A 25,699-nucleotide genomic window follows, 5' to 3' on the forward strand; every position below is an offset into this window, starting at 1 on the left:
GAGCTGCTGGGTGACGAGCACGAACGTGCACAAGGACGTAGAGGACTCGGGACCCAGCGGCTACGCGGCGGCCCGGCTGCGCCTCCTCCAGGAGGGGGCGCGGTCCGGGCCGCCGCGCCGTTCCGCCCTCGCCGAGCTGACGGACGACTGGCTCGCGGGGTTGTTCACCGCGGGCGCCGAGCAGCTGCGCGGGGTCTCCCTGATCGCCGTCGGCGGCTACGGCCGCGGCGAGCTGTCGCCCCGCAGCGACCTCGACCTGGTCCTGCTGCACGACGGCAGCGCCTCCGACGCGGTGGCCGCCCTGGCCGACCGCATCTGGTACCCCGTGTGGGACCTCGGCCTCGCCCTCGACCACTCGGTGCGCACGCCCGCGGAGGCCCGCAAGACCGCCGCGGACGATCTGAAGGTCCAACTCGGCCTCCTGGACGCCCGGCACATCGCCGGCGACCTGGGCCTGACGGCAGGCCTGCGCACGGCCATCCTCGCCGACTGGCGCAACCAGGCACCCAAGCGCCTCCCGGAGCTCCAGGAGCTGTGCGACGAGCGCGCCGAGCGCCAGGGCGAGCTCCAGTACCTGCTCGAACCCGATCTCAAAGAGGCCCGCGGCGGCCTGAGGGACGCCACCGTCCTGCGCGCCGTCGCCGCCTCCTGGCTGGCCGACGCCCCGCGCGAGGGCCTCGACGACGCCCGGCGCCGACTGCTCGACGTCCGGGACGCCCTGCACCTGACCACCGGGCGCGCGACCGACCGCCTCGCGCTCCAGGAACAGGACCAGGTCGCCGCCGAGCTCGGACTGCTCGACGCCGACACCCTGCTGCGGCAGGTCTACGAGGCCGCCCGGGTCATCTCGTACGCCAGTGACGTCACCTGGCGCGAGGTGGGACGCGTGCTCAGGTCGCGTGCCGTGCGGCCGCGACTGCGCGCCATGCTCGGCGGCGGCAAACCGGTGGCCGAGCGGTCGCCCCTCGCCGAGGGCGTCGTCGAGCAGGACGGCGAGGTGGTCCTCGCCCGCGCCGCCCGCCCCGACCGCGACCCCGTGCTCCCGCTGCGGGCCGCGGCCGCCGCCGCACAGGCCGGACTCCCGCTCTCCCTGCACGCCGTACGGCGCATGGCGGCCGGAGTTCGCCCCCTGCCCACCCCGTGGCCCGCCGAGGCGCGCGAACAGCTCGTGACCCTGCTCGGCTCGGGCCAGCCCACCATCGACGTCTGGGAGGCCCTGGAGGCCGAGGGCCTGATCACCCGGATGCTGCCCGACTGGGAGCGGGTGCGCTGCCGCCCCCAGCGCAACGCCGTGCACATCTGGACCGTCGACCGGCACCTCATCGAGACGGCCGTGCGCGCCTCGGAGTTCACCCGGCGCGTCCACCGCCCCGACCTGCTGCTCGTCGCCGCGCTGCTGCACGACATCGGCAAGGGCTGGCCCGGCGACCACTCGGTGGCGGGCGAGATCATCGCGAAGGACGTCGCCGCGCGCATCGGCTTCGACCGCGACGACGTCGCCGTGCTGTCGACGCTCGTACGGCACCACCTGCTGCTCGTGGACACCGCCACCCGGCGGGACCTGGAGGACCCGCTCACCGTGCGCTCGGTCGCCGACGCGGTCGGATCGCAGGGCACGCTGGAGCTGCTGCACGCGCTGACCGAGGCCGACGCCCTGGCCACCGGACCGGCCGCCTGGTCGACCTGGCGCGGCTCGCTCGTCGCCGACCTGGTCAAGAGGGTGGGCGCCGTGCTCGCCGGGGACGACCTCGACGAACCCGAGGCCGTCGCGCCCACCGCCGAGCAGGAGCGGCTGGCCATCGAGGCGGTCGCCACCGGCGGACCGGTGCTGTCCCTGCGCGCCCAGACCGAGCCGCCGGTTCTCGCGGAGGACCAGCCGGCCGGGGACCCCGAGCCGCTCGGTGTGGAACTCCTCATCGCCGTGCCGGACCAGCCCGGCGTGCTGCCCGCGGTCGCCGGCGTGCTGGCCGTGCACCGGCTGACCGTCCGTACCGCGGAGCTGAGCGCCCTGGACCTGCCCGACGGCGTCGAGGGCTCCGTGCTCCTGCTGAACTGGCGGGTCGCCGCCCAGTACGGCTCGCTGCCCCAGGCGGCCCGGTTGCGCGCCGATCTCGTACGGGCCCTGGACGGCTCCCTGGACGTCGCCGGGCGCCTCGCCGAGCGGGACGCCGCCTACCCGAGGCGCCGGGGTGTCGTCGCGCCCCCCGCGCGGGTGACGGTCGCCTCGGCCGCCTCCCGGCACGCCACCGTGATCGAGGTCCGCGCCCAGGACGCCCCGGGCCTGCTGTTCCGCATCGGGCGGGCCCTGGAGGACGCCGGCGTACGGATGCGCAGCGCCCATGTGTCGACGCTGGGCGCCAACGCGGTGGACGCCTTCTATGTGACCGACGCCAAGGGAGCGCCGCTCTCGGGCGGGGAGGCGGCCTCCGTGGCCCGGAAGCTGGAGGAGACCTTGCGCGGCTGACCCGGGGGATCCCGGTGACCTGTGTCGCCGGGATACCCTGGAGGGCGATTCCCAGCTGCCACCGACCCCGAGGACCGCGAGCGCCGTGTTCGATACTCTTTCCGATCGCCTCTCAGCGACTTTCAAGAACCTGCGCGGCAAGGGACGGCTCTCCGAGGCGGACATCGACGCCACCGCGCGCGAGATCCGTATCGCCCTCCTCGAGGCGGACGTGGCCCTGCCCGTCGTCCGGACGTTCATCAAGAACGTCAAGGAGCGCGCGCTCGGCGCCGACGTCTCCCGGGCGCTGAACCCCGCCCAGCAGGTCCTGAAGATCGTCAACGAGGAACTCGTCACGATCCTCGGCGGCGAGACCCGGCGCCTCAGGTTCGCCAAGAACCCGCCCACCGTGATCATGCTGGCGGGTCTCCAGGGTGCCGGTAAGACCACCCTCGCGGGCAAGCTCGGCCGGTGGCTGAAGGAGCAGGGCCACTCGCCGCTGCTCGTCGCCGCCGACCTCCAGCGCCCCAACGCCGTGAACCAGCTGAGCGTCGTCGCCGAGCGCGCCGGGGTCGCGGTCTACGCCCCCGAGCCGGGCAACGGCGTCGGTGACCCGGTCAAGGTCGCCAAGGACTCCATCGAGCACGCCAAGGCCAAGGTCCACGACATCGTGATCGTGGACACCGCCGGACGTCTCGGTATCGACCAGGAGCTGATGCAGCAGGCCGCGGACATCCGCGATGCCGTCAGCCCCGACGAGATCCTCTTCGTCGTCGACGCGATGATCGGTCAGGACGCGGTCAACACCGCCGAGTCCTTCCGCGACGGCGTCGGCTTCGACGGCGTGGTGCTCTCCAAGCTCGACGGCGACGCCCGCGGTGGTGCGGCCCTGTCGATCCGGCAGATCACCGGCAAGCCGATCATGTTCGCCTCCAACGGCGAGAAGCTGGAGGACTTCGACGCCTTCCACCCCGACCGGATGGCCTCCCGCATCCTCGACATGGGTGACCTGCTCACCCTGATCGAGCAGGCGGAGAAGACGTTCAGTCAGGAAGAGGCCGAGAAGATGGCCTCCAAGCTGGCGTCCAAGAAGGGCCAGGACTTCACCCTGGACGACTTCCTGGCCCAGATGGAACAGGTCCGCAAGATGGGCAGCATCTCCAAGCTGCTCGGCATGCTCCCGGGCATGGGCCAGATCAAGGACCAGATCAACAACCTGGACGAGCGGGACGTCGACCGCACGGCCGCCATCATCAAGTCGATGACCCCGGCCGAGCGCCAGGAGCCGACCATCATCAACGGCTCGCGGCGCGCCCGTATCGCCAAGGGCTCCGGTGTCGAGGTCAGCGCCGTCAAGAACCTGGTCGAGCGGTTCTTCGAGGCCCGCAAGATGATGTCCCGCATGGCCCAGGGCGGCGGGATGCCCGGCATGCCCGGCATCCCGGGCATGGGGGGCGGTCCCGGCCGCTCCAAGAAGCAGCCGAAGAAGGCCAAGGGCAAGCAGCGCTCCGGCAACCCGATGAAGCGCAAGCAGCAGGAGCAGGAGGAGGCCGCGCGCCGGGCGGCCCAGGGCGGCAGCGCCTTCGGGGTGCCCGGCCAGCAGGCCCCGCAGGACTTCGAGCTGCCGGACGAGTTCAAGAAGTTCATGGGCTGACGTTCAGGAAGCCCACCGGCTGAGTTCATCCCCGCGTGTGCCGGGGGTGGGTGTTTGTCGTGACGTCCGGATATGACCAACCCCGCCCCACCGCGCAAGTCTCCCGAGCAGCCCTGGCGTACCGAGGGCACCCCGGGGAGCCGCCGAAGCCGCCGTCGGGCGGGCGCAGGCCGCGCGGCGGCTGGTGGGGCCTGATCGTCACCGCGCTGGTCGTGTACCTGATCGCCAACCTCGTGCTGTCCTTCTTCAACGAGGGCGACGAGCCGACGATCTCCTACACGGAGTTCAGCAAGCAGGTCGACGCCGGCAACGTCAGCAAGATCTACGCCAAGGGCGACGCCATCCAGGGGCAGCTCAAGAAGAAGCAGGACAAGCCCGGGGGCGACGGCACCTGCACCAAGTTCAACACCGAGCGGCCGACCTTCGCGGACGACCAGCTCTGGGAGGACCTGACCAAGCACGACGTCACGGTCACCGCGGAGCCCGTCGTCCAGCACCGCAGTTTTCTGGCCAACCTGCTGATCGCGCTGGCCCCGATGCTCCTCCTGGTCGTGCTCTGGATCTTCATCGCACGGCGGATGAGCGCGGGGCTCGGCGGCGCGGGCGGCATGCTCGGCCGCAAGGCCCCGCCCAAACCGGTCGAGCTGGAGCCGGGCACCAAGCGCACCACCTTCGAGGACGTGGCCGGCATCGACGAGGTCGAGGGCGAGCTCAACGACGTCGTCGACTTCCCGAAGAACCCCGACGCGTACCGCCGCATGGGAGCCAAGATGCCCCGCGGTGTGCTCCTCGCGGGCCCGCCCGGCACCGGCAAGACGCTGCTCGCGCGGGCCGTGGCCGGCGAGGCGGGGTGCCGTACTTCTCCGCGTCCGCCTCCGAGTTCATCGAGATGATCGTCGGCGATGGGGGTGCCCCCGCGCGAGCGTATTCGAGCGTGGGGGAGCCTCACGCGTGCGTGAACTGTTCGCCGAGGCCCGCAAGGTGGCCCCGTCGATCATCTTCATCGACGAGATCGACACCATCGGCCGGGCCCGCGGCGGCGGCTCCGGCATGGGCGGCCACGACGAGCGCGAGCAGACCCTCAACCAGATCCTCACCGAGATGGACGGCTTCTCCGGCTCGGAGGGCGTCATCGTCATCGCGGCCACCAACCGCGCCGACGTCCTGGACCCGGCCCTGACCCGCCCCGGTCGCTTCGACCGGGTCGTCATGGTCTCGCCCCCGGACCGCGGCGGCCGCGAGGCCATCCTGGAGATCCACACCCGTGAGATCCCGCTCGCCGACGACGTGAACCTCGCCCAGGTCGCCCGTACGACCCCGGGCATGACCGGTGCCGAACTGGCCAACCTCGCCAACGAGGCCGCGCTCCTCGCGGTCAAGCGCACGCAGGAGAGGGTCACGCAGACCGACCTCTCGGAGGCGCTGGAGAAGGTCCAACTGGGCGCCGAACGGCCGCTGGTGATGCCCGAGGAGGAGCGGCGCAGGACCGCCTACCACGAGAGCGGGCACGCCCTGCTCGGCATGCTCCAGCCCGGTGCCGACCCCGTCCGCAAGATCACCATCGTCCCGCGCGGGCGCGCGCTCGGCGTGACACTGTCCACGCCGGACGCCGACAAGTACGCGTACACCGAGGAGTACCTGCGCGGCCGGATCATCGGCGCGCTCGGCGGCATGGCCGCGGAACAGGTCGTCTACGGCGTCATCACGACCGGCGCGGAGAACGACCTCGAACAGGTCACGAACCTCGCGCGCGGCATGGTCGCGTGCTGGGGGATGAGCGAACGGGTGGGACGCCTGTCCGCGCTTCCCAGCGACGCGCAACGGGCGTACGGCCTCTCCGCCGCGCCCCGGACCCTCGACGTGATCGACGGCGAGATGCGGCGGATCGTCGACGAGTGCTACGAGGAGGCGTGCCGCAAGCTCCGCGACCACCGCGGGCAACTGGACGCCCTCGCCCAGGCGTTGCTGGAGCGGGAGACTCTGGAGGAGGCCGACGCGTACCGGATCGCGGGGATCACGCGGCTGTCCAAGGAGGCCGACGGCTAGGGCACCCGGGCGATCAGGTACCGGAAGACGTTCGGCATCCACACCGTGCCGTCCCGGCGTCGGTACGGATGGAGTGCCTCCGTGATCTCCTTGTCCACCTGCTCCTGGTCGGTCGTCGCGATCGCCGCGTCGAACAGCCCGGTCGACAGGAGCCCCTTGAGGGCGCTGTCGAGGTCGGCGTACCCGAAGGGACAGGCCACCCGGCCCGAACCGTCGGGCCGCAGACCGGCCCGCTGGGCCACCACCTCCAGGTCGTCGCGCAGGGCCGGGCGCCACCTGCCCGCGCCGGGCAGCGGATCCGCCAGCCTGGTGGCCACCCGCAGCACGGACGACGTGGCGCACCGCTCCGGGGGACCCCAGCCGGCGAGCACCACGGGCGCCCCGCGCTCGGCGAGCGGTGTCGCCGAGGCGAGCAGCTCCCCGAGCCCCTCCGAGCCGCCCGCGAGGCACCCGATCGGCTCGAAGGAGGTCACGACGCTGTACGGGGGAGTGCCGGTGTCGGCGGTGTCCCCGGGCGCGCCCTCGACCAGCCGGGTGGCGACGTGCGCGCGCGTGCCCCACGCGCCCGGCTGCAGCCGCTCTCGCGCGAGAGCCAGCCGTTCGCGGGAGGAGGACTCGACCCCGGCGACCGTCGCTCCTCTGGAGGCGGCCATCAGCAGGGCGAGTCCGCTGCCGCAGCCGAGGCCCAACAGCCGTGTCGCCGGGCCCACTTCCAGTCGCTCGTAGACGGCCTCGTACAGCGGAACCAGCATCCGCTCCTGGATCTCGGACCAGTCACGCGCGCGTGCACCGAGGTCCGCACGGGAGATCGCCCCCGTCGAAGGCAGGTGCTGCCGCACGAGCGTAGGTGTCATGGATAAGCGCCCCAATCCGCCGAGAGTTGACTCCGTGCCTGATTCCGTAGCCCCCGTGACGTGCGCTCGCACTTCCCCCGTATGCCAGGTAACTCCGCACTCGACCGCTCGTCCAGAGGCAGAAGGGCCCCGCTTGCGGGTTGGCGGGGCCGGGGAAAAGAATTCACATCCCGGCAATGTGCGCCCGTAACATCGCGCCATGGCAAAGGCACCTGTTCTCACACCCCGGGCGGACGATTTCCCGCGCTGGTACCAGGATCTGATCACCAAGGCCGAACTGGCCGACAACGGTCCGGTGCGCGGCACCATGGTCATCCGACCGTACGGGTACGGGCTGTGGGAGCGGATGCAGGCCGAGATGGACGCCCGGATCAAGGCGACGGGCACGCAGAACGCGTACTTCCCGCTGCTGATCCCGCAGTCGTACCTCACCCGGGAGGCCGACCACGTCGAGGGTTTCGCGCCCGAGCTCGCGGTGGTCACCCACGGTGGCGGCAAGGAACTCGAAGAGCCCGCCGTCGTACGCCCCACGTCCGAGATGATCATCAACGACTACTTCTCGAAGTGGGTGCAGAGCTACCGCGACCTGCCCCTGCTGATCAACCAGTGGGCCAACGTGGTGCGTTGGGAACTGCGGCCCCGGCTCTTCCTGCGGACGACGGAGTTCCTGTGGCAGGAGGGCCACACCGCGCACGCCACCGAGCAGGACGCGCGCGCGTTCGCCTCGCACATCCACCGCCAGGTCTACGAGGACTTCATGACCGAGGTCCTCGCCATGGACACCGTCCCCGGCCGCAAGACCGTCAAGGAGCGCTTCGCCGGCGCGATCAACACCCTCACCCTCGAAGGGATGATGGGCGACGGCAAGGCCCTCCAGATGGCCACCAGCCATGAGCTGGGCCAGAACTTCGCCAAGGCCTTCAACACCTCGTACCTGTCGAAGGACGGCACCCAGGAACTCGTCTGGCAGACCTCCTGGGGCTCGACCACCCGCATGATCGGCGCCCTGGTGATGATGCACGGCGACGACAACGGCCTGCGCGTCCCGCCCCGGCTCGCACAGACCCAGGTCGTCGTGCTCGCGATCAAGGGGGACGAACCGGTTCTGGCCAAGGTCCGCGAGATCGGCGACCGGCTGAGGGCGGCGGGGCTGCGCGTCCACGTCGACGACCGCACCGACACCCCCTTCGGCCGCCGCGCGGTCGACTGGGAGCTCAAGGGCGTACCGATCCGCGTCGAGATCGGACCCCGTGACCTGGAGAACGGCACCGCGATGGTGGCCCGCCGGATCCCGGGCGGCAAGGAGGCGGTCGCCGTCGACGATCTCGTACGACTGCTCCCGGCCGCGCTCGAGGAGGATCAGGCGCTGCTGCTGGCCCAGTCCCGCGAGCGCCGCGTGTCCCGTACGGCCGAGGTGTCGACGTTCGACGAAGCCGTCGAGGCCGCCGTCGCCGGCGGCTGGGCGCGGATCCCGTGGGCCACCCTCGGCGAAGAAGGCGAGGCCAGGCTGGCCGAGCACGGAGTGACCGTACGGTGTCTGGTCGCCGAGGACGGGTCGGTGCCGGGAACCGACGACGCCCCCGGTAACGTCGCAGTGGTCGCGCGCGCTTACTGAGGCAGCGCCCTTCCGGTGCGAGAGCGACCGAAACGCCTCTTGCGCACCTGCGGATCACAGTCGCACCGGCGCGTGGACACGATCTACGCGCCGGGGCGTACCTCACACTACGCACCAGCTTGTTACGAGCTGTGAGGCTTCTCCGCAGATCAGCGCACCCGCCCTCGTCTCCACGCATCAGCGGCAACTGACGGGTACGTGCAAATTATTTGGGATGCCCCGGAATAGGAACACAGCGGCACTCTGGCTCGTTGTCATTACGTGAGCACGACACAGACACCACCTGTTCTCGCCGCAGAGCTGGCAGAGGCGTGGGCCGACATTCAGCGGTACCACCCCGAGCTGCCTGACCTTGCCGCGCCAGAGTCCCTGATCGGGGAGTCGTCGTCCGCGTGCGGTCACGAGCTCTCCTTCGAGCGACTGCTTCACGAGGCAGTCCACGGCATCGCCGCCGCGCGAGGCATCCGCGACACCTCCCGCGCCGGTCGCTACCACAACCGCAGATTCCTCGCGATCGCCGAGGAGATGGGCCTGGACCACCCCGAGGAGCCGCATCCGAGCAGCGGCTTCTCCCTGGTCACGCTCACCCCCGAGGCAAAGCGCCGCTACCGCCCGACCATCGAGCGGCTCCAGCGTGCACTCAAGGCCCACACGGCGGCGACCTCCGCCGACACCGCCCGCTCCTTCCGGGGCCCGGCGGCGCGACACGGCTCCTCCGGAGGCGGAGTCCGGGTCAAGGCGGTCTGTGACTGCGGCCGCAATGTGAGGGTCGTCCCCTCCGTCCTGGCCCAGGCGCCGATCGTCTGCGGAGGCTGCGGGAAGCCGTTCCGGATCCCCGAGATCGTCGGCGCGGCGGCCGGCTGAGGTCGCGGCTGCTCGTGGCAGTCGCGGCCCGCCCGAGGGCACCCGGAGCACCGGGTGCCCCTCAGGCGTGCCCGGATGCGGCCCTGGTCGCCCTCCGTCGCCCTCGGTCGGAGGGGAGCCGCAGGGTGTGGCACAATGGCTAGCTGTACTCGACAGCCGCACAGGAACCCTCTCGCCTCCGGCTGACGCGTCCATCGGGCACTCGGGTACCGCAACCCCACGCGGCTTTCTCGCCGTGCCCAACCACGTCAAATCCAGGAGAACCCACTCCCGTGGCAGTCAAGATCAAGCTGAAGCGTCTGGGCAAGATCCGCGCGCCTCACTACCGCATCGTCGTCGCCGACTCCCGCACCCGTCGTGACGGCCGTGCGATCGAGGAGATCGGTCTGTACCACCCGGTGCAGAACCCCTCGCGCATCGAGGTCGACTCGGAGCGCGCGCAGTACTGGCTGGGTGTCGGCGCGCAGCCGACCGAGCCCGTGCTCGCCATCCTGAAGAAGACCGGCGACTGGCAGAAGTTCAAGGGCGAGCCCGCCCCGGCTCCGCTGCTCCAGCCGGCCGAGAAGGCCGCGCGTCCCTCGTTCGAGGCCCTCGGTGGCGACGACGAGGGCAAGGGTGAGGCCATCACCCAGAAGAAGAAGGCCGAGAAGAAGGACGAGGCTGCGGCTGAGTCCGGGTCGACCGAGGCCTGAGCATGCTCGAGGAGGCTCTCGAGCACCTCGTGAAGGGCATCGTCGACAACCCTGACGATGTGCAGGTCGCCTCGCGCAACCTGCGCCGCGGGCGAGTGCTGGAGGTCCGGGTCCACCCCGACGACCTCGGCAAGGTGATCGGCCGCAACGGCCGCACCGCACGCGCCCTGCGTACCGTCGTGGGCGCCATCGGCGGCCGCGGTGTCCGCGTCGACCTCGTCGACGTCGACCACGTCCGCTGACGTCAAACGCAGCACCGGCTCGGGCCGGGGAGGGCCACTGGGCCGTCCCCGGCCCGTAGTCGTACGTACGATCAGGAGATCTTCGAAAAGTGCAGCTCGTAGTCGCTCGCATCGGCCGTGCCCACGGCATCAAGGGCGAGGTCACCGTCGAGGTCCGTACCGACGAGCCGGAGCTCAGGCTCGGGCCCGGTGCCGTACTGCTCACGGACCCCGCCGCCACCGGTCCCCTCACCATCGCGACCGGCCGTGTCCACAGCGGCCGTCTCCTGCTGCGCTTCGAGGGCGTCACGGACCGCACCGGCGCCGAGGCCCTGCGCAACACCCTCCTGATCGCCGAGATCGACCCGGAGGAGCTGCCGGAGGAGGAGGACGAGTACTACGACCACCAGCTGATGGACCTGGACGTGGTCACCGAGGACGGTGTGGAGGTCGGCCGGATCACCGAGATCTCGCACCTGCCCTCCCAGGACCTCTTCATCGTCGAGCGGCCCGACGGCAGCGAGGTGATGATCCCGTTCGTGCAGGAGATCGTCACGGAGATCGACCTGGAGGAGCAGCGGGCGATCATCGATCCGCCGCCCGGGCTGATCGACGACCGGGCCGAGATCGCGTCCGCGCGGGACTCCGGGGACTCCGCCGACTCCGGGGACGAGTCGTAATGCGCCTCGACGTCGTCACGATCTTCCCCGAGTACCTCGAACCCCTGAACGTCTCCCTCGTCGGCAAGGCACGCGCGCGTGGACAGCTCGACGTCCGGGTGCACCACCTGCGCGACTGGACGTACGACCGGCACAACACCGTCGACGACACCCCCTACGGCGGCGGCCCCGGCATGGTCATGAAGACCGAGCCCTGGGGGGACGCGCTGGACTCCGTGCTGGCCGACGGCTACGAGACGGGCTCCCGCGCGCCCGCTCTCATCGTCCCGACACCCAGCGGACGCCCCTTCACCCAGGAACTCGCCGTCGAGCTCTCCGAGCGGCCCTGGCTGGTCTTCACGCCCGCCCGCTACGAGGGCATCGACCGCCGGGTCATCGACGAGTACGCGACCCGGATGCCCGTGTACGAGGTCTCCATCGGCGACTACGTCCTCGCCGGCGGCGAGGCGGCCGTACTGGTCATCACCGAGGCCGTGGCGCGGCTGCTGCCCGGCGTCCTCGGCAACGCCGAGTCGCACCGGGACGACTCCTTCGCGCCCGGCGCCATGGCGAACCTCCTGGAAGGCCCCGTCTACACCAAGCCGCCCGCCTGGCGCGGCCGTGGGATCCCGGAGACGCTGCTCAGCGGCCACCACGGGAAGATCGCCCGCTGGCGGCGCGACGAGGCCCTCAAGCGCACCACGGCCCACCGGCCCGACCTCATCGAGCGCTGCGACCCGGGGGCCTTCGACAAGAAGGACCGCGAGATGCTCTCCATCCTGGGCTGGGCGCCCGATCCGGCGGGGGAGCCGTACGGCCGATTTTGGCGTCGGGTCGACGGCGTGGAACAATAGGCCGCTGTTGTGCGTCGTCCGGCGTGCGCCCCTGCCACAGGGGGACATGACGCCCGCCCCGGCACGGACAGCATCCTCCGATACACCTAGCTCCCGCCTATGACCTGTGGCATGGGTGAAGAAAGCAGACGAAATGTCTCACCTGCTCGACTCCGTCGACTCCGCGTCGCTGCGCAGCGACATCCCGGCCTTCCGCCCGGGTGACACCGTCAACGTCCACGTCCGCGTCATCGAGGGCAACCGCTCCCGTGTGCAGCAGTTCAAGGGCGTAGTCATCCGTCGCCAGGGCGCCGGTGTCCGCGAGACCTTCACGGTCCGCAAGGTCTCGTTCTCCGTGGGCGTCGAGCGCACCTTCCCGGTGCACACCCCGATCGTCGAGAAGATCGAGCTCGTCACCCGCGGTGACGTGCGTCGCGCCAAGCTGTACTACCTGCGCGAGCTGCGCGGCAAGGCTGCGAAGATCAAGGAGAAGCGCGAGAACTGAGCGCTTTTCGGGCGTCACAGCGCGGCCGGATAGCATCTGGCCCCGATGGACACCGAAGCACAGCCGACGGAGCGCGACCGCTCCTCCCGCCCCGAACCAGGGGGCGCGGAGGGACGGTCGCGTTTCGCGTTGGTGTCGAGAATCACCCGGTGGCTGCCCGGTGGGCGGATCTCCCTGGTCCTGCTGCTCTGCCTGGTCTTTCTTCTGCTGATCAGTACGTTCGTGGTCAGACCTTTCCAGATTCCTAGCGGATCCATGGAAAACGGATTGAGGATCGGGGACCGCGTTCTCGTAAATAGGTTGGCGTACCGTTTCGGTGCCGAGCCGCGGCGGGGAGATGTAGTCGTGTTCGACGGAACCGGGTATTTCGGGGACGGGGACTACATCAAGCGCGTTGTGGGCGTGGGGGGAGACCACGTGGTCTGCTGCGACACGAAGGGGAGGATCGAGGTGAACGGCCGGTCGGTCGACGAGTCGGGCTTCCTGTACCCGGGCGACAGCCCGTCCTCGGTGCCCTTCGAGGTCGAGGTGCCCGACGGCGCCCTGTTCGTCCTCGGTGACCACCGCAGCGTCTCCAGCGACTCCCGGGACCACCTGGGCTCTCCGGGCGGCGGCATGATCCCCGTGGGCGACGTCCTCGGACGGGCCGACTGGATCATCTGGCCCGCCGGTCACGCCACCCGACTGCACCGTTCCGCCGCCTACGCGCGCGTGCCCGCAGTGGAGGGCGCGCATGGGTAACCGCGGCAAACCGCGCGGTGTGTCGAGCACCGCCGCCGACAATCTGCTGCCCACCGGTGTCCGGCGGTCCGCCAGCCCGGCGGGCGGCCGCTCCCGCGCGGAGCGACGCAAGCTGCAGCGCAAGGTCAAGCGGCGCAGGAGGCGCGGCGCGGTCAAGGAGATACCCCTCCTCGTCGGCGTGGCCGTCCTGATAGCCCTCGTCCTGAAGACGTTCCTCGTCCAGGCGTTCGTGATCCCGTCCGGCTCGATGGAGCAGACGATCCGGATCGGCGACCGCGTCCTGGTCGACAAGTTCACCCCGTGGTTCGGCTCCGAGCCCAAGCGCGGGGACGTCGTCGTCTTCAAGGACCCCGGCGGCTGGCTCCAGGACGAGCAGACCACGACGAAGAAGGACGACCCCGTCGTCGTCAAACAGGTCAAGGAAGGGCTCACCTTCATCGGCCTGCTGCCGTCCGACAACGAGAAGGACCTCATCAAGCGGGTCGTCGGCGTGGGCGGTGACCGGGTCAAATGCTGTGACACGGAGGGGCGGGTCACCGTCAACGGCGTCCCCCTGAGCGAGACGGACTACCTGTATCCCGGGAACGCCCCGTCCACCCAGCAGTTCGACATCACCGTCCCCCAGGGGCGGCTGTGGGTGATGGGCGACCATCGTGCCAACTCCGCGGACTCCCGCTCGCACCAGGACACCGACTACGGCGGCACCGTGTCCCTGGACTCGGTGGTGGGCCGGGCCAGGGTCATCGCATGGCCTTTCGGGCACTGGAGCATGCTGGACGAACCGAAAACTTACTCTTCCGTTGCCGACTCGGTGCCCGGGGCGACCGCAGCTTCCCAGCCGTCGCTTAGGGTTGCTCACGACGATCCGAACGAAGCGATCCAACTCCCGAGCCCTGCGGAACTCCCGCTCGTTATGGGAGTGGTGGGCCTGCGCCGTACTTGGGGCAGGCGGCGGCACAGAGTAAGGAGTTGGCGTGGGGGATGTGGCGGTTGGCGCACGATCCGGGCACGACGGCGAGGAGCACCGCGGACGCCCCGTGGAAGCAGCCGACCCGGCCGCGGACAGCGCCGTGACCTCCGGGAGTGACTCCGGGGCGACCGAGGACGGTACGACGACGGAGGTTCGGGGAGGGGGGTCCGGCGATTCGACCCCCGGGGCGAAGAAGCAGCGCTCCTTCTGGAAGGAGCTGCCCATCCTGATCGGCATCGCGCTCGTACTGGCGCTGCTGATCAAGACCTTCCTGGTGCAGGCCTTCTCGATCCCGTCCGACTCGATGCAGAACACCCTCCAGCAGGGTGACCGGGTGCTGGTCGACAAGCTCACCCCGTGGTTCGGCTCCGAGCCCGAGCGCGGCGAGGTCGTCGTCTTCCACGACCCCGACAACTGGCTGGCAGGAGAGCCCACGGCGGACCCGAACGCCCTGCAGACGTTCCTCTCCTGGATCGGCCTGATGCCCTCCGCCGAGGAGAAGGACCTCATCAAGCGCGTCATCGGCGTCGGCGGGGACACGGTCTCCTGCTCGGGCACCGGCCCGCTGAAGGTCAACGGCAAGGCGCTCGACGAGGCGTCGTACGTCTACGCGGGCAACACCCCGTGCAGCCAGGACGACCAGGGCGGTCAGTTCACGGTCAAGGTTCCCAAGGGCTACATCTGGGTCATGGGCGACCACCGGCAGAACTCCCGCGACTCCCGCTACAACCAGTCGGACAAGCACCACGGCATGGTCCCCGTCGACGACGTCGTCGGGCGCGCCATCGTCAAGGCCTGGCCGATCAACCGCTGGGGCACGCTGCCGAAGCCGGACACCTTCGACCAGGCCGGCATCAACGACAAGTCCTCGGCGTCCGCCGCGCTGACCGTCGCGCCGCAGGGCATCGCCCTCGTCGGTGTGGTGCCGGTGGCGCTGTGGCGGCGCAGGAAGGCCGCCGTCGAGCGCACCCGCTGAGCACTCTTTCGGCGATCGGGCCCACGGGCCTGGTGAAAGCTTTGCGGAGCTTGGTGCTCCGGCCGGGCAGGAGGGGCTGCCCCGGTCAGGTACCGCCGGGTAGGGTGCGGATCCATGGGTGGCGAGAGCACTGCACGTACGGCCCCGCACAGCGGAGGCACCAGCACGGGCCCGGTGGGCAGCCGGACCGGACAGCGACTGTCCGGACTGGCCGTCGCACTGGGCCTGGTGCTGTTTCTCGGGGGATTCGCCTGGGGTGCCTTCCTGTACCGGCCGTACACCGTGCCCACCAGCTCGATGACGCCCACGATCGACGCGGGTGACCGGGTGCTCGCCCAGCGCGTCGACGGCGACGAGGTACGCCGGGGCGACGTCGTCGTCTTCACCGACAAGACCTGGGTGACCAACGCCCCCGTGGTCAAGCGCGTCGTCGCGGTGGGCGGCGACACGGTCTCCTGCTGCACGAACGGCAAGCTGACCGTCAACGGCAAGCAGGTCGACGAGACCTACCTCAAGGGCAGCCCCGTCGAGGACAAGTCGATCCCGACCGTGAAGGTGCCCAAGGGCCGGCTGTTCCTGCTCGGTGACGAGCGTCAGGGCTCGCTGGACTCCTCGGCCCACCTCACCGACGCCGCCCAGGGCACGGTCGCGAGCTCGGCCGTGACCGCTCGGGTGGACGCCGTCGTCTGGCCCATGAAGGGCATGCTGGAGCGCCCCACCGGCTTCGAGCCGCTCGGCGCGCTCTCCTCGCCGGGGCCGCTGCGCACGATCCTCGTCCTGATCGTCGTCGGCGGAGCACTGGTTCTCGGCGGCGGCGCGTACGGTCCCGTCGCCAAGCTCTTCAGCAGGCGCACCGGGGTCCGGACGGAGCCCGTCGGTGCCCGCTGAGGCGCCGGTCGCGTCCGGGGACTCGCCCGAGGGCGGCCTGCGCAAGGTCGCCCGGGTGGTCCTGCTCGATCCCGAGGACCGCATCCTGCTGCTGCACGGGCACGAGCCGGACGATCCGGCCGACGACTGGTGGTTCACCCCCGGTGGCGGACTGGAGGGCGACGAGACCCGTGAAGAGGCCGCACTGAGGGAACTCGCCGAGGAGACCGGCATCACCGAGGTGGAACTCGGGCCGGTGCTCTGGCGGCGGATGTGCTCGTTCCCGTTCGCGGGCCGTCGCTGGGACCAGGACGAGTGGTACTACCTGGCCCGTACGACGGTGACGGCCACCCGGGCCACCGCCCTGACCGAGCTGGAGCGACGCAGCGTCGCCGGAGCGCGCTGGTGGACGTGTCAGGAACTGACCCGGGCACATGAGACGGTGTATCCGACCAGACTCGCCGAGCTCCTGCGAAGGCTGCTCGACGAAGGTCCCCCGGCCGGGCCCGTGACCCTCGACACCGAAATCGTCTAGGGGCTGACGGGACTGGCGCACAATGGTGGGATCGCACGGCTGAAGGGGAACATGCCATGAGCGCCGAGGACCTCGAGAAGTACGAGACCGAGATGGAGCTGAAGCTCTACCGGGAGTACCGCGATGTCGTCGGTCTGTTCAAATACGTGATCGAGACCGAGCGGCGCTTCTACCTGACCAACGACTACGAGATGCAGGTGCACTCGGTCCAGGGTGAGGTGTTCTTCGAGGTGTCCATGGCCGATGCGTGGGTGTGGGACATGTATCGGCCGGCTCGCTTCGTGAAACAGGTCCGGGTGCTGACGTTCAAGGACGTGAACATCGAGGAGCTGAACAAGAGCGACCTGGAGATGCCGGGCGGGTGACGCCGGGGGCGCCGCCTCGTGGTGACGCCCAGGGGTGACCCGGTTGTCCACAACCGGTGAGTAGTCCACCAAGATCAACTCGGTGGGCGGGGTTGCGTGAACGTTGGTGCCGGAGGTGGTGCCGACATGAACGCACGCAGTGCACTCGGCAAGTATGGCGAGAGTCTGGCCGCGCGGCGGCTGACCGAGGCCGGGATGACGGTCCTGGAGCGCAACTGGCGCTGTGGCAGGACGGGCGAGATCGACATCGTGGCGCGGGACGGCGAGGTCCTCGTCGTCTGCGAGGTCAAGACACGGCGGTCGAGTGCCTTCGAGCACCCCATGGCCGCGGTGACCCCCGAGAAGGCCGAGCGCCTGCGAGGCCTCGCCGCGCGCTGGATCCACGCCCACGGAGGGGCGCCACCGGGAGGCGTCCGCATCGACCTGGTGGGCGTCGTCCTGCCCCGGCGCGGCGCGCCCGTGGTCGAGCATGCGCGGGGGGTGGCCTGAGATGGGCTTCGCTCGTACGTGCTCGGTGGCCCTGGTGGGCGTCGAGGGAGTCGTGGTCGAGGTCCAGGCGGACCTGGAGCCCGGGGTGGCGGCGTTCACGCTGGTGGGGCTGCCGGACAAGAGCTTGACGGAGAGCCGGGACCGGGTTCGGGCGGCCATGGTGAACTCGGGGGCGCCCTGGCCCCAGAAGAAGCTGACCGTGGGGCTGAGCCCGGCGTCCGTGCCGAAGAGCGGCAGCGGGTTCGACCTGGCCGTCGCCGCGGCTGTCCTCGGGGCGGCCGAGCGGATCGACCCCCGTGTGCTCGCCGATATCGTGATGATCGGGGAGCTGGGGCTGGACGGGCGGGTCCGGCCGGTTCGGGGGATCCTTCCCGCGGTGCTGGCCGCGGCGGACGCCGGGTACGAGCAGGTGGTCGTGCCCGAGTGTGCTGTGCCCGAGGCGTCGCTGGTGCCAGGTGTCTCGGTGCTGGGCGTCCGCAGCCTGCGTCAGCTCATCGCGGTGCTCACCGATGAGCCGGTGCCCGACGAGGAGCCGGTCCCGGGAGAGATCCGTCCGGATCCCTTCCTCGCGGGCCTGGCTCTCCCCGGGACCGGCCTGGGGACGGGGGCCGTCTCCGGTGAACACGCACCCGATCTGGCCGACGTGGCAGGTCAGCAGATGGCGAGGTCGGCCCTGGAAGTGGCGGCGGCGGGTCGGCATCACGTCTTCTTCAAGGGGCCACCGGGCGCAGGCAAGACCATGCTGGCCGAACGGTTGTCGGGGCTGCTGCCTGAGTTGAGCAGGCAGGAGTCACTGGAGGTCACCGCGGTGCACTCGGTGGCAGGGGTGCTGCCGGCAGGCCATCCACTCGTGGACAGGGCGCCGTACTGCGCCCCGCACCACTCGGCGACGATGGCCTCGCTCGTCGGCGGAGGGAACGGACTGCCCCGGCCCGGGGCGGTCAGCCTGGCTCACCACGGCGTGTTGTTCCTCGATGAGGCCGCTGAGTTCCACAGCAGCGTTCTGGACGCCCTGCGTCAGCCGTTGGAGTCGGGGCATGTGGTGGTCGCCAGAGCCGCCGGGATGCTGCGGATGCCCGCCAAGTTCCTCATGGTCCTGGCGGCCAACCCCTGCCCCTGCGGACGGCACGGAAGAGGCGATGACGTCTGCGAGTGCAGGCCTTCCTCCATCAAGCGGTACCGGGCCCGCCTGTCCGGCCCCCTGATGGACCGGGTCGACCTGCGCGTGACCGTCGAACCGGTGGCCAGGGCCGAGCTGCTCCAGCTCCACAACGGTGCGGAGACCACGGCCACGGTTGCCGAGCGCGTCAAGACCGCGAGGGAGCGGGCCGCCCGGCGCTACGAGGGGACGCCGTGGCGAACCAACAGCGAGGTGCCGGGCCATGAACTGCGCACCCGCTGGCATGTGCAGTCGGGTGCGCTGCGCAAGGCCGAGGAGGATCTGGACCGCGGCCTCCTGACGGCTCGCGGCCTGGACCGGGTGTTGCGCGTGGCCTGGACCGTGGCCGACCTGGCCGGCCGCGACCGGCCCTCGGCCAACGACGTGAACTGGGCCCTGGAACTGCGTACCGGTGTCCGACGCGGTGCTGTCCTACAGGGGATCTCGAGGTGAGCGACGACGAACTCCTGGACCGTGTCTTCCTCGCCCGGGTCGTCGAGCCCGGGGACGAGGTCGTGGGGCGGTGGGTGCGAGAGTGGGGGGTGCGCGAGGTGGCCTTGCGGGTGCGTGGGGGCGGGGAGCCGTTGCCCGGGGTGAGCGAGAAGCGGTGGAGCGGGTTGCTGGCCAGGGCACGAGTGGCCGAGCCGCGCCGGGATCTCGCCGAGGCGGACGAGGCCGGTGCGCGGTTCGTCGTTCCGGGCAGCACCGAGTGGCCGGGACAGCTCGACGACCTCGGGGACAGCCGGCCGATCGGACTGTGGGTGCGGGGGCGGCCCAGCCTGCGGATGTGGGCGCTCAGGTCGGTCGCCGTCGTCGGGGCCCGTGCCTGCACCGAGTACGGAGCCCACATGGCCGCCGGACTCGGCACCGGGCTCGCCGAACGCGGGTGGGTCGTCGTGTCCGGCGGGGCCTACGGAGTCGACGGCGCCGCCCACCGCGGTGCCCTCGGCGCCGGCGGTGCCACCGTCGCCGTCCTGGCCTGCGGGGTCGACCGGCCCTACCCGCGCGGACACACCCAGTTGATCACCAGGATCGCGGAACAGGGCCTGGTGATCGGGGAGTTGCCGCCCGGCGACCATCCGACGCCGAGCCGGTTCGTGCTGCGCAACAGGGTGATCGCCGCCCTCACCCGGGGCACGGTGGTCGTCGAGGCCGCCCACCGCAGCGGCTCACTGGTCACCGCACGCGCCGCACAGCGGCTCGGCCGTCACACGATGGGGGTGCCCGGCCCGGCCACCAGCAGCCTGTCCGCCGGCGTGCACGAGCTGCTGCGCGCGGACGCCACGCTGGTCACGGACGCGGCGGAAGTCGTGGAGCTGGTCGGCGACATGGGGGAGCTGGCCCCCGACCGGCGCGGACCCGTCCTGCCACGCGATCTGCTGGCCCCTGCGGCCCGCAGGGTGCTGTCCGCGCTTCCCGGCCGAGGGGAGGCCGGTGCGGACGAGATCGCGCGCGGTGCGCAGACGACGCGGGACGACGCCATCGCGAGACTGTACGAACTCCGCTCACTCGGTTACGTCGAACGACACGGCGACGGCTGGAAGTTGACACGCCAGGCGATGATCTCCGTCCGGGGCGGTCGCGGGCCGTGTTGACCGAGCGTGTTCGGCTGTCCGGGGGAACCCCTAAGTCCTTGAGGATTCCCGCAGTTGGGGTGTTCCTTTGATCACACAGGGCGACGGTCGAACCGCGCGGGAGCGGTCGGCGGAACGCTCCCGCGCACGCACCCGGCCTCGTTGTGTGCGCACTGCGACTCCTCAGTCACGCTACGCTCACGGGGATTCCCACGCACTTCACGTACATCGCGTACTTCACGGCAGAACGGCACAAGGCGACGAATGCCCCAGCACACCTCCGGGTCCGACCGGGCGGCGATCCCCCCAGCCGCCCGTGACGGTGGCAGCGTGCGGCCGCCCGCTCCCTCGACGCTCGACGAGCTGTGGCGGTCGTACAAGGCGACGGGGGACGAGCGGCTGCGCGAGCAGCTGATCCTGCACTACTCACCGCTCGTGAAGTACGTCGCCGGACGAGTGAGCGTCGGGCTGCCGCCCAACGTCGAGCAGGCGGACTTCGTGTCCTCGGGGGTCTTCGGGCTGATCGACGCGATCGAGAAGTTCGACATCGACCGGGAGATCAAGTTCGAGACGTACGCGATCACCCGGATCCGGGGCGCCATGATCGACGAACTGCGGGCGCTGGACTGGATCCCCCGGTCCGTGCGGCAGAAGGCGCGCAACGTCGAGCGGGCCTACGCGACGCTGGAGGCGCGGCTGCGGCGGACGCCGACGGAGGGGGAGGTCGCCGGCGAACTCGGGATCGCGGTGGACGATCTCCATGCGGTCTTCAGCCAGTTGTCGCTGGCCAACGTGGTGGCGCTGGAGGAGCTCCTGCACGTCGGGGGCGAGGGCGGCGACCGGCTGAGCCTCATGGACACCCTGGAGGACACCGCCGCGGACAACCCCGTGGAGGTCGCCGAGGACCGCGAGCTCAGGCGTTTCCTCGCGCGGGCCATCAACACGCTGCCCGAGCGGGAGAAGACGGTGGTGACCCTGTACTACTACGAGGGACTCACGCTCGCCGAGATCGGGAACGTCCTCGGGGTGACCGAGAGCAGGGTCAGCCAGATCCACACCAAGTCCGTGCTGCAGCTGCGGGCCAAGCTGGCCAGTTTCGGTCGCTGACCCGGCGGTGCGGCTCCCCGGCGACGGCTGGTCGGGTGGAGTGACTCCCGTCCGCAGTGGTGCGTCCGTACAGTGGTTGACGTGCCAAGGATTCGAGCGGCCTCCGTGGCCGAGCACCGGTCGATGCAGCGAGCCGCCCTGCTGGACGCGGCTCGGTCTTTGCTGTCCGAGGGCGGTACGGAGGCGCTGACCTTCCCGGCCCTCGCCGAGCGGACGGGGCTCGCGCGGTCGTCCGTGTACGAGTACTTCCGGTCGCGGGCCGCCGTGGTCGAGGAGCTGTGCGAGGCCGACTTCCCGGTGTGGGCGGCAGAGGTCTCGGCGGCGATGGAGCGGGCGTCGACGGCCGAGGGCAGGGTCGAGGCGTATGTGCGCCGGCAGTTGGCGCTGGTCGGGGACCGGCGGCATCGGGCCGTGGTGGCCATCTCCGCGAGTGAGCTGGACGCGGGGGCCCGGGAGAAGATCCGGGCGGCGCACGGAGGGCTTGTCGCGCTGATCGTCGAGGCGCTCGGGGAGATGGGCCACGAGCAGCCCCGGCTGGCGGCGATGCTGGTGCAGGGGGTCGTGGACGCGGCTGTGCGCAGGATCGAGCTGGGGGCCGCCGAGGAGCCCGACGTGGTGACCGAGGCTGCCGTGTCCATGGCTCTGCGGGGTGTGCGGGGCTGAGCTTGGGGCGTCCTTCGCCTGCCCGAGCAGACGGGACCTAGGGAAGAGGGACGCCCAGGACCGGGAGCAGTCTCGACGGGCCCCTGCGCAACAGCCACGGGGGGAGCAGCGACAGCGGATCCAGGTAGGTCTCGCCTCTCAGCAGGCCCCAGTGCACGCAGGTGCTCGGGCAGTGGGAGCCCGTCGGCTCCACCACCCCCACCACCTCGCCCGCGGTCACCTCGTCGCCCTTCTCCACCGACGCCGTCACCGGTTCGTAGGTCGTTCGAAGGTCTGTGCCCGTCAGTTCCACCGAGACCACCCCCTTTCCCGCCACGCGGCCCGCGAAGGACACCCGACCGGTCGCCACCGCACGTACCGGGGCTCCCGGAGGCGCCGCCAGGTCCACGCCCCGGTGGCCGCGGCCGTACACCGTCGCCGGGGGCTCCCAGCCGCGCAGGACCGCCGGACGCGCGCCCACCGGCCAGGCGCGGCCGAGAGCCGGTACCGAGGTGTCCGTGGCCGCCGGTGCGAGGAGGGCCTGCTCCGGACCGGGCGCCGGCGCCGTCAGAAACAGCAGAAACCCCAGCACCAGCCACGCACCGCATCGTCCGTATCGCTTCGCTCGCATGCGGAAACCGTGCCGCACCCGCCCTGATCACGGCCGGGACCTGTGGACCGCTGCCCGGTTGTGGACAGCGGCGTCACCCGGTACCTCGCGGGTCCCGTACACTTCTTCTGGCGATCCGGGTCACCGGGTCGACTTCGCACGCCCCGACACCACGCCGTCATGCGGTCGGTGTCAGCGCCTCTCGGTCCTCTGTGGCAAGGCGCGTCGCGGGCGTCAGGCGCGAGTGCCCTCCGGTACCCGCGGTACAACCGAGAACACCAAGGAGAACGGCCATGGCCGTCGTCACGATGCGGGAGCTGCTGGAAAGCGGCGTCCACTTCGGTCACCAGACCCGTCGTTGGAACCCGAAGATGAAGCGCTTCATCTTCACGGAGCGCAACGGCATCTACATCATCGACCTGCTCCAGTCGCTGTCGTACATCGACCGCGCCTACGAGTTCGTCAAGGAGACCGTCGCCCACGGCGGCACGGTCATGTTCGTCGGCACGAAGAAGCAGGCGCAGGAGGCCATCGCCGAGCAGGCCACCCGCGTCGGCATGCCCTACGTCAACCAGCGCTGGCTGGGCGGCATGCTCACCAACTTCTCGACCGTCTACAAGCGTCTGCAGCGCCTCAAGGAGCTCGAGCAGATCGACTTCGAGGACGTCGCCGCTTCGGGTCTGACGAAGAAGGAGCTCCTGGTCCTCTCGCGTGAGAAGGCCAAGCTCGAGAAGACCCTCGGTGGTATCCGCGAGATGCAGAAGGTGCCCAGCGCCGTCTGGATCGTGGACACCAAGAAGGAGCACATCGCGGTCGGCGAGGCCCGGAAGCTCAACATTCCGGTCGTCGCCATCCTCGACACCAACTGCGACCCCGACGAGGTCGACTACAAGATCCCGGGCAACGACGACGCGATCCGCTCCGTCACCCTGCTCACCCGTGTGATCGCCGACGCCGTCGCCGAGGGCCTCATCAGCCGCTCGCGCGTCGCCACCGGTGACAAGGGTGAGAAGGCCGCGGGCGAGCCGCTCGCCGAGTGGGAGCGCGACCTGCTCGAGGGTGGCGAGAAGAAGGCCGAGGAGGCTCCCGCCGAGGCTGCTCCGGCCGCGGAGGCTGCCGAGGCTCCCGCCGCTGAGGCCCCGGCTGCCGAGGCCCCCGCCGCCGAGGCTCCGGCCGCTGAGGCCACCGAGGCCGCTCCGGCCGCGGACGCCGAGCAGGCCTGACCCGTCAGCGTCAGCGGTGACGGCGGGAGCGGGGGCATCAACTCCGCTCCCGCCGTTCACCCGTAGGTCAGCGGAGAGTCGGCGGCCCCGGGCTAGATGGGGGCCGCAGACCCCGTAGATCTTCGATCTTCCAGACTTCGAGAAAGATTCACAGACTCATGGCGAACTACACCGCCGCCGACGTCAAGAAGCTCCGTGAGCTCACGGGCGCCGGCATGATGGACTGCAAGAAGGCGCTGGACGAGGCCGAGGGCGACGTCGAGAAGGCTGTCGAGGCGCTCCGGATCAAGGGCCAGAAGGGCGTCGCCAAGCGCGAGGGCCGCTCCGCCGAGAACGGCGCCGTGGTCTCGATCATCGCCGACGACAACTCCTCCGGTGTCCTGGTCGAGCTCAAGTGCGAGACGGACTTCGTCGCCAAGGGCGAGAAGTTCCAGGCCGTGGCCAACCAGATCGCGCAGCACGTCGCCGCGACCTCCCCGGCCGACCTGGAGGCCCTGCTCGCCTCCGAGATCGAGGCCGGCAAGACCGTCCAGGCGTTCGTGGACGAGGCCAACGCCAACCTCGGCGAGAAGATCGTCCTGGACCGCTTCGCGCAGTTCGCCGACGGCTTCGTGACCGCGTACATGCACCGCACGATGCCCGACCTGCCCCCGCAGATCGGTGTCCTCGTCGAGCTGGACAAGCCGAACGCCGAGGTCGCCCGCGGTGTCGCCCAGCACATCGCCGCCTTCGCGCCGAAGTACCTCTCCAAGGAGGACGTGCCGGCCGAGGTCGTCGAGTCCGAGCGTCGCGTCGCCGAGGAGACCACCCGCGCCGAGGGCAAGCCCGAGGCCGCCCTGCCGAAGATCGTCGAGGGTCGCCTCAACGGCTTCTTCAAGGACGCCACGCTGCTCGGTCAGCCGTACGCGCTGGACAACAAGAAGTCGGTCCAGAAGGTTCTGGACGAGGCCGGTGTCACCCTGAAGCGCTTCACGCGCATCAAGGTCGGCATCTGAGTCCGTACCGCGAGCGACGCGCGGGCCCGATAGGGTCGTCAGCAGTCGTCCGGTACGCCGCCACGCACGCGCGTGGCGGACGACAGCAGATCTGACGAGGAGGCCATTGCCGCGCATGGGATGCGAACCAGTTCCCAACCGGCAATGGCCTTCTTCGTATGTGCGACAGGTGAAAGAGGCGGGATCCCCATGACCACCAAGGCCCAGAAGAGCGACGACGGCAAAGTGCACGGCCGGTTTCTGCTGAAGCTGTCCGGAGAGGCGTTCGCCGGTGGCGGGGGCCTGGGTGTGGACCCCGACGTGGTGCACAAGATCGCCCGTGAGATCGCCGCCGTCGTCCGGGACGGCGCCGAGATCGCCGTCGTGATCGGCGGTGGCAACTTCTTCCGCGGCGCCGAGCTTCAGCAGCGCGGCATGGACCGGGCCCGCTCCGACTACATGGGCATGCTCGGCACCGTGATGAACTGCCTCGCGCTCCAGGACTTCCTGGAGAAGGAGGGCATCGACAGCCGGGTGCAGACGGCCATCACCATGGGCCAGGTCGCCGAGCCCTACATCCCGCTGCGGGCCGTGCGCCACCTGGAGAAGGGCCGCGTGGTCATCTTCGGCGCCGGTATGGGCATGCCGTACTTCTCCACCGACACCACCGCCGCCCAGCGCGCCCTGGAGATCGACGCCGAGGCGCTGCTCATGGGCAAGAACGGCGTGGACGGGGTCTACGACTCCGATCCGAAGACCAACCCCGACGCGGTCAAGTTCGACGCCCTCGGCTACGGCGAGGTCATCACCCGCGACCTCAAGGTCGCCGACGCCACCGCCGTCACGCTGTGCCGCGACAACAAGCTCCCGATCCTGGTGTTCGAGCTCCTGGCGGAGGGCAATATCGCGCGCGCCGTCAAGGGTGAGAAGATCGGCACGCTTGTGGGTGATCAGGGCAGCCGGGACTGACCCGGGACACACCCGGTCCCTGACCGGGGGATGGACAATGTCCTGCCGGTCGGGAACCGTGCAGGAAGAAGACGCGACGCAGCCGGCCGCCGCCCCCACGTATACGGAACAG

The 25,699-nt window shown here is 70.5% G+C and carries 25 protein-coding genes and 1 pseudogene; 24 read left to right on the top strand and 2 right to left on the bottom strand.

All coding sequences use genetic code 11. The features are described from left to right. Positions 1-10: 10 nt before the first annotated feature. The 3 genes and pseudogenes from IOD14_RS08900 (at position 11) to ftsH (ending at position 6,143) form a co-directional block, all read left to right on the top strand. Positions 11-2,464, top strand: coding sequence for a [protein-PII] uridylyltransferase (locus IOD14_RS08900; RefSeq protein ID WP_123991858.1), 2,454 nt, complete (start codon positions 11-13; stop codon positions 2,462-2,464). A gap of 85 nt (positions 2,465-2,549) precedes the next feature. Further along, entirely contained in the window at positions 2,550-4,097 is a 1,548-nt protein-coding gene (gene ffh / locus IOD14_RS08905; protein WP_212670002.1) for a signal recognition particle protein, read from the top strand. 72 nt (positions 4,098-4,169) lie between these two features. Then, positions 4,170-6,143, top strand: a pseudogene (gene ftsH, locus IOD14_RS44735) (ATP-dependent zinc metalloprotease FtsH). On the opposite strand, the gene IOD14_RS08915 reads toward ftsH, so the two are convergent. Continuing rightward, positions 6,140-6,997, bottom strand: a complete 858-nt coding sequence (locus tag IOD14_RS08915; RefSeq protein ID WP_123991860.1) for an SAM-dependent methyltransferase — start codon at positions 6,995-6,997, stop codon at positions 6,140-6,142. The pseudogene ftsH and the gene IOD14_RS08915 sit on opposite strands and share 4 nt — an antisense overlap. Before the next feature lie 199 nt (positions 6,998-7,196). Here IOD14_RS08915 and proS point away from each other — a divergent pair, with 199 nt between their 5' ends. The 18 genes from proS (at position 7,197) to IOD14_RS09005 (ending at position 21,832) form a co-directional block, all read left to right on the top strand. Beyond that, positions 7,197-8,612 carry a proline--tRNA ligase gene (proS, locus tag IOD14_RS08920; RefSeq protein ID WP_123991861.1) on the top strand — a complete coding sequence of 472 codons (1,416 nt, stop codon included), beginning with the start codon at positions 7,197-7,199 and terminating at the stop codon, positions 8,610-8,612. 261 nt (positions 8,613-8,873) lie between these two features. Beyond that, the gene (locus IOD14_RS08925) at positions 8,874-9,476 is read left to right on the top strand and encodes a hypothetical protein (RefSeq protein WP_123991862.1); all 603 of its coding nucleotides are present in this window, start codon (positions 8,874-8,876) and stop codon (positions 9,474-9,476) included. A 272-nt stretch (positions 9,477-9,748) separates the two neighbouring features. Then, positions 9,749-10,168 carry a 30S ribosomal protein S16 gene (gene rpsP, locus IOD14_RS08930; protein ID WP_123991863.1) on the top strand — a complete coding sequence of 140 codons (420 nt, stop codon included), beginning with the start codon at positions 9,749-9,751 and terminating at the stop codon, positions 10,166-10,168. Between the two features lie 2 nt (positions 10,169-10,170). Then, the gene (locus IOD14_RS08935; protein ID WP_003973401.1) at positions 10,171-10,410 is read left to right on the top strand and encodes an RNA-binding protein; all 240 of its coding nucleotides are present in this window, start codon (positions 10,171-10,173) and stop codon (positions 10,408-10,410) included. Between the two features lie 89 nt (positions 10,411-10,499). Further along, positions 10,500-11,069 carry a ribosome maturation factor RimM gene (gene rimM, locus IOD14_RS08940; RefSeq protein ID WP_212670003.1) on the top strand — a complete coding sequence of 190 codons (570 nt, stop codon included), beginning with the start codon at positions 10,500-10,502 and terminating at the stop codon, positions 11,067-11,069. Continuing rightward, positions 11,069-11,902, top strand: coding sequence for a tRNA (guanosine(37)-N1)-methyltransferase TrmD (gene trmD / locus IOD14_RS08945; RefSeq protein ID WP_123991865.1), 834 nt, complete (start codon positions 11,069-11,071; stop codon positions 11,900-11,902). Before rimM ends, trmD begins: the two co-directional genes overlap by 1 nt. 133 nt (positions 11,903-12,035) lie before the next feature. Beyond that, positions 12,036-12,386, top strand: a complete 351-nt coding sequence (rplS, locus tag IOD14_RS08950) for a 50S ribosomal protein L19 (RefSeq protein WP_053848457.1) — start codon at positions 12,036-12,038, stop codon at positions 12,384-12,386. 45 nt (positions 12,387-12,431) lie between these two features. Beyond that, entirely contained in the window at positions 12,432-13,127 is a 696-nt protein-coding gene (gene lepB, locus IOD14_RS08955; protein ID WP_123991866.1) for a signal peptidase I, read from the top strand. Then, positions 13,120-14,214 (top strand): signal peptidase I, encoded by a 1,095-nt coding sequence (lepB, locus tag IOD14_RS08960; protein WP_212670004.1) that lies wholly within the window; start codon positions 13,120-13,122, stop codon positions 14,212-14,214. Before lepB (IOD14_RS08955) ends, lepB (IOD14_RS08960) begins: the two co-directional genes overlap by 8 nt. Next, the gene (gene lepB / locus IOD14_RS08965; protein WP_123991868.1) at positions 14,102-15,073 is read left to right on the top strand and encodes a signal peptidase I; all 972 of its coding nucleotides are present in this window, start codon (positions 14,102-14,104) and stop codon (positions 15,071-15,073) included. Before lepB (IOD14_RS08960) ends, lepB (IOD14_RS08965) begins: the two co-directional genes overlap by 113 nt. A gap of 114 nt (positions 15,074-15,187) precedes the next feature. Beyond that, complete coding sequence (lepB, locus tag IOD14_RS08970) at positions 15,188-15,961, top strand: signal peptidase I (protein ID WP_123991869.1); 774 nt, start codon at positions 15,188-15,190, stop codon at positions 15,959-15,961. Beyond that, entirely contained in the window at positions 15,951-16,475 is a 525-nt protein-coding gene (locus tag IOD14_RS08975; protein ID WP_123991870.1) for an NUDIX hydrolase, read from the top strand. Before lepB (IOD14_RS08970) ends, IOD14_RS08975 begins: the two co-directional genes overlap by 11 nt. A gap of 56 nt (positions 16,476-16,531) precedes the next feature. Next, positions 16,532-16,840: a DUF2469 domain-containing protein gene (locus IOD14_RS08980; RefSeq protein WP_123991871.1), complete on the top strand. Its 309-nt coding sequence runs from the start codon at positions 16,532-16,534 to the stop codon at positions 16,838-16,840. 126 nt (positions 16,841-16,966) lie between these two features. Continuing rightward, positions 16,967-17,329: a YraN family protein gene (locus tag IOD14_RS08985; protein WP_123991872.1), complete on the top strand. Its 363-nt coding sequence runs from the start codon at positions 16,967-16,969 to the stop codon at positions 17,327-17,329. Position 17,330: 1 nt separating this feature from the next. Further along, positions 17,331-18,941 carry a YifB family Mg chelatase-like AAA ATPase gene (locus tag IOD14_RS08990; RefSeq protein WP_212670005.1) on the top strand — a complete coding sequence of 537 codons (1,611 nt, stop codon included), beginning with the start codon at positions 17,331-17,333 and terminating at the stop codon, positions 18,939-18,941. Then, on the top strand, positions 18,938-20,083 hold the full coding sequence (dprA, locus tag IOD14_RS08995) for a DNA-processing protein DprA (protein ID WP_212670006.1): 1,146 nt from the start codon (positions 18,938-18,940) through the stop codon (positions 20,081-20,083). The genes IOD14_RS08990 and dprA overlap by 4 nt, the downstream gene beginning before the upstream one ends. Positions 20,084-20,326: 243 nt before the next feature. After that, complete coding sequence (gene whiG / locus IOD14_RS09000) at positions 20,327-21,169, top strand: RNA polymerase sigma factor WhiG (RefSeq protein WP_057616558.1); 843 nt, start codon at positions 20,327-20,329, stop codon at positions 21,167-21,169. A 105-nt stretch (positions 21,170-21,274) separates the two neighbouring features. Further along, positions 21,275-21,832: a TetR/AcrR family transcriptional regulator gene (locus IOD14_RS09005; protein ID WP_123992898.1), complete on the top strand. Its 558-nt coding sequence runs from the start codon at positions 21,275-21,277 to the stop codon at positions 21,830-21,832. Between the two features lie 37 nt (positions 21,833-21,869). Here the strand turns inward: IOD14_RS09005 and IOD14_RS09010 are convergent, their stop codons facing one another. Next, positions 21,870-22,442, bottom strand: coding sequence for a M23 family metallopeptidase (locus IOD14_RS09010; protein WP_249125872.1), 573 nt, complete (start codon positions 22,440-22,442; stop codon positions 21,870-21,872). 272 nt (positions 22,443-22,714) lie between these two features. On the opposite strand from IOD14_RS09010, the gene rpsB reads away from it, so the two are divergent. The 3 genes from rpsB (at position 22,715) to pyrH (ending at position 25,587) form a co-directional block, all read left to right on the top strand. Then, positions 22,715-23,644 (top strand): 30S ribosomal protein S2, encoded by a 930-nt coding sequence (rpsB, locus tag IOD14_RS09015; protein WP_123991876.1) that lies wholly within the window; start codon positions 22,715-22,717, stop codon positions 23,642-23,644. Positions 23,645-23,802: 158 nt separating this feature from the next. After that, complete coding sequence (gene tsf / locus IOD14_RS09020; RefSeq protein ID WP_123991877.1) at positions 23,803-24,639, top strand: translation elongation factor Ts; 837 nt, start codon at positions 23,803-23,805, stop codon at positions 24,637-24,639. A 189-nt stretch (positions 24,640-24,828) separates the two neighbouring features. Next, positions 24,829-25,587: a UMP kinase gene (pyrH, locus tag IOD14_RS09025; RefSeq protein ID WP_123991878.1), complete on the top strand. Its 759-nt coding sequence runs from the start codon at positions 24,829-24,831 to the stop codon at positions 25,585-25,587. Positions 25,588-25,699: the final 112 nt, after the last annotated feature.

The organism is Streptomyces sp. A2-16, from assembly GCF_018128905.1.
Classification (GTDB): Bacteria; Actinomycetota; Actinomycetes; order Streptomycetales; family Streptomycetaceae; genus Streptomyces.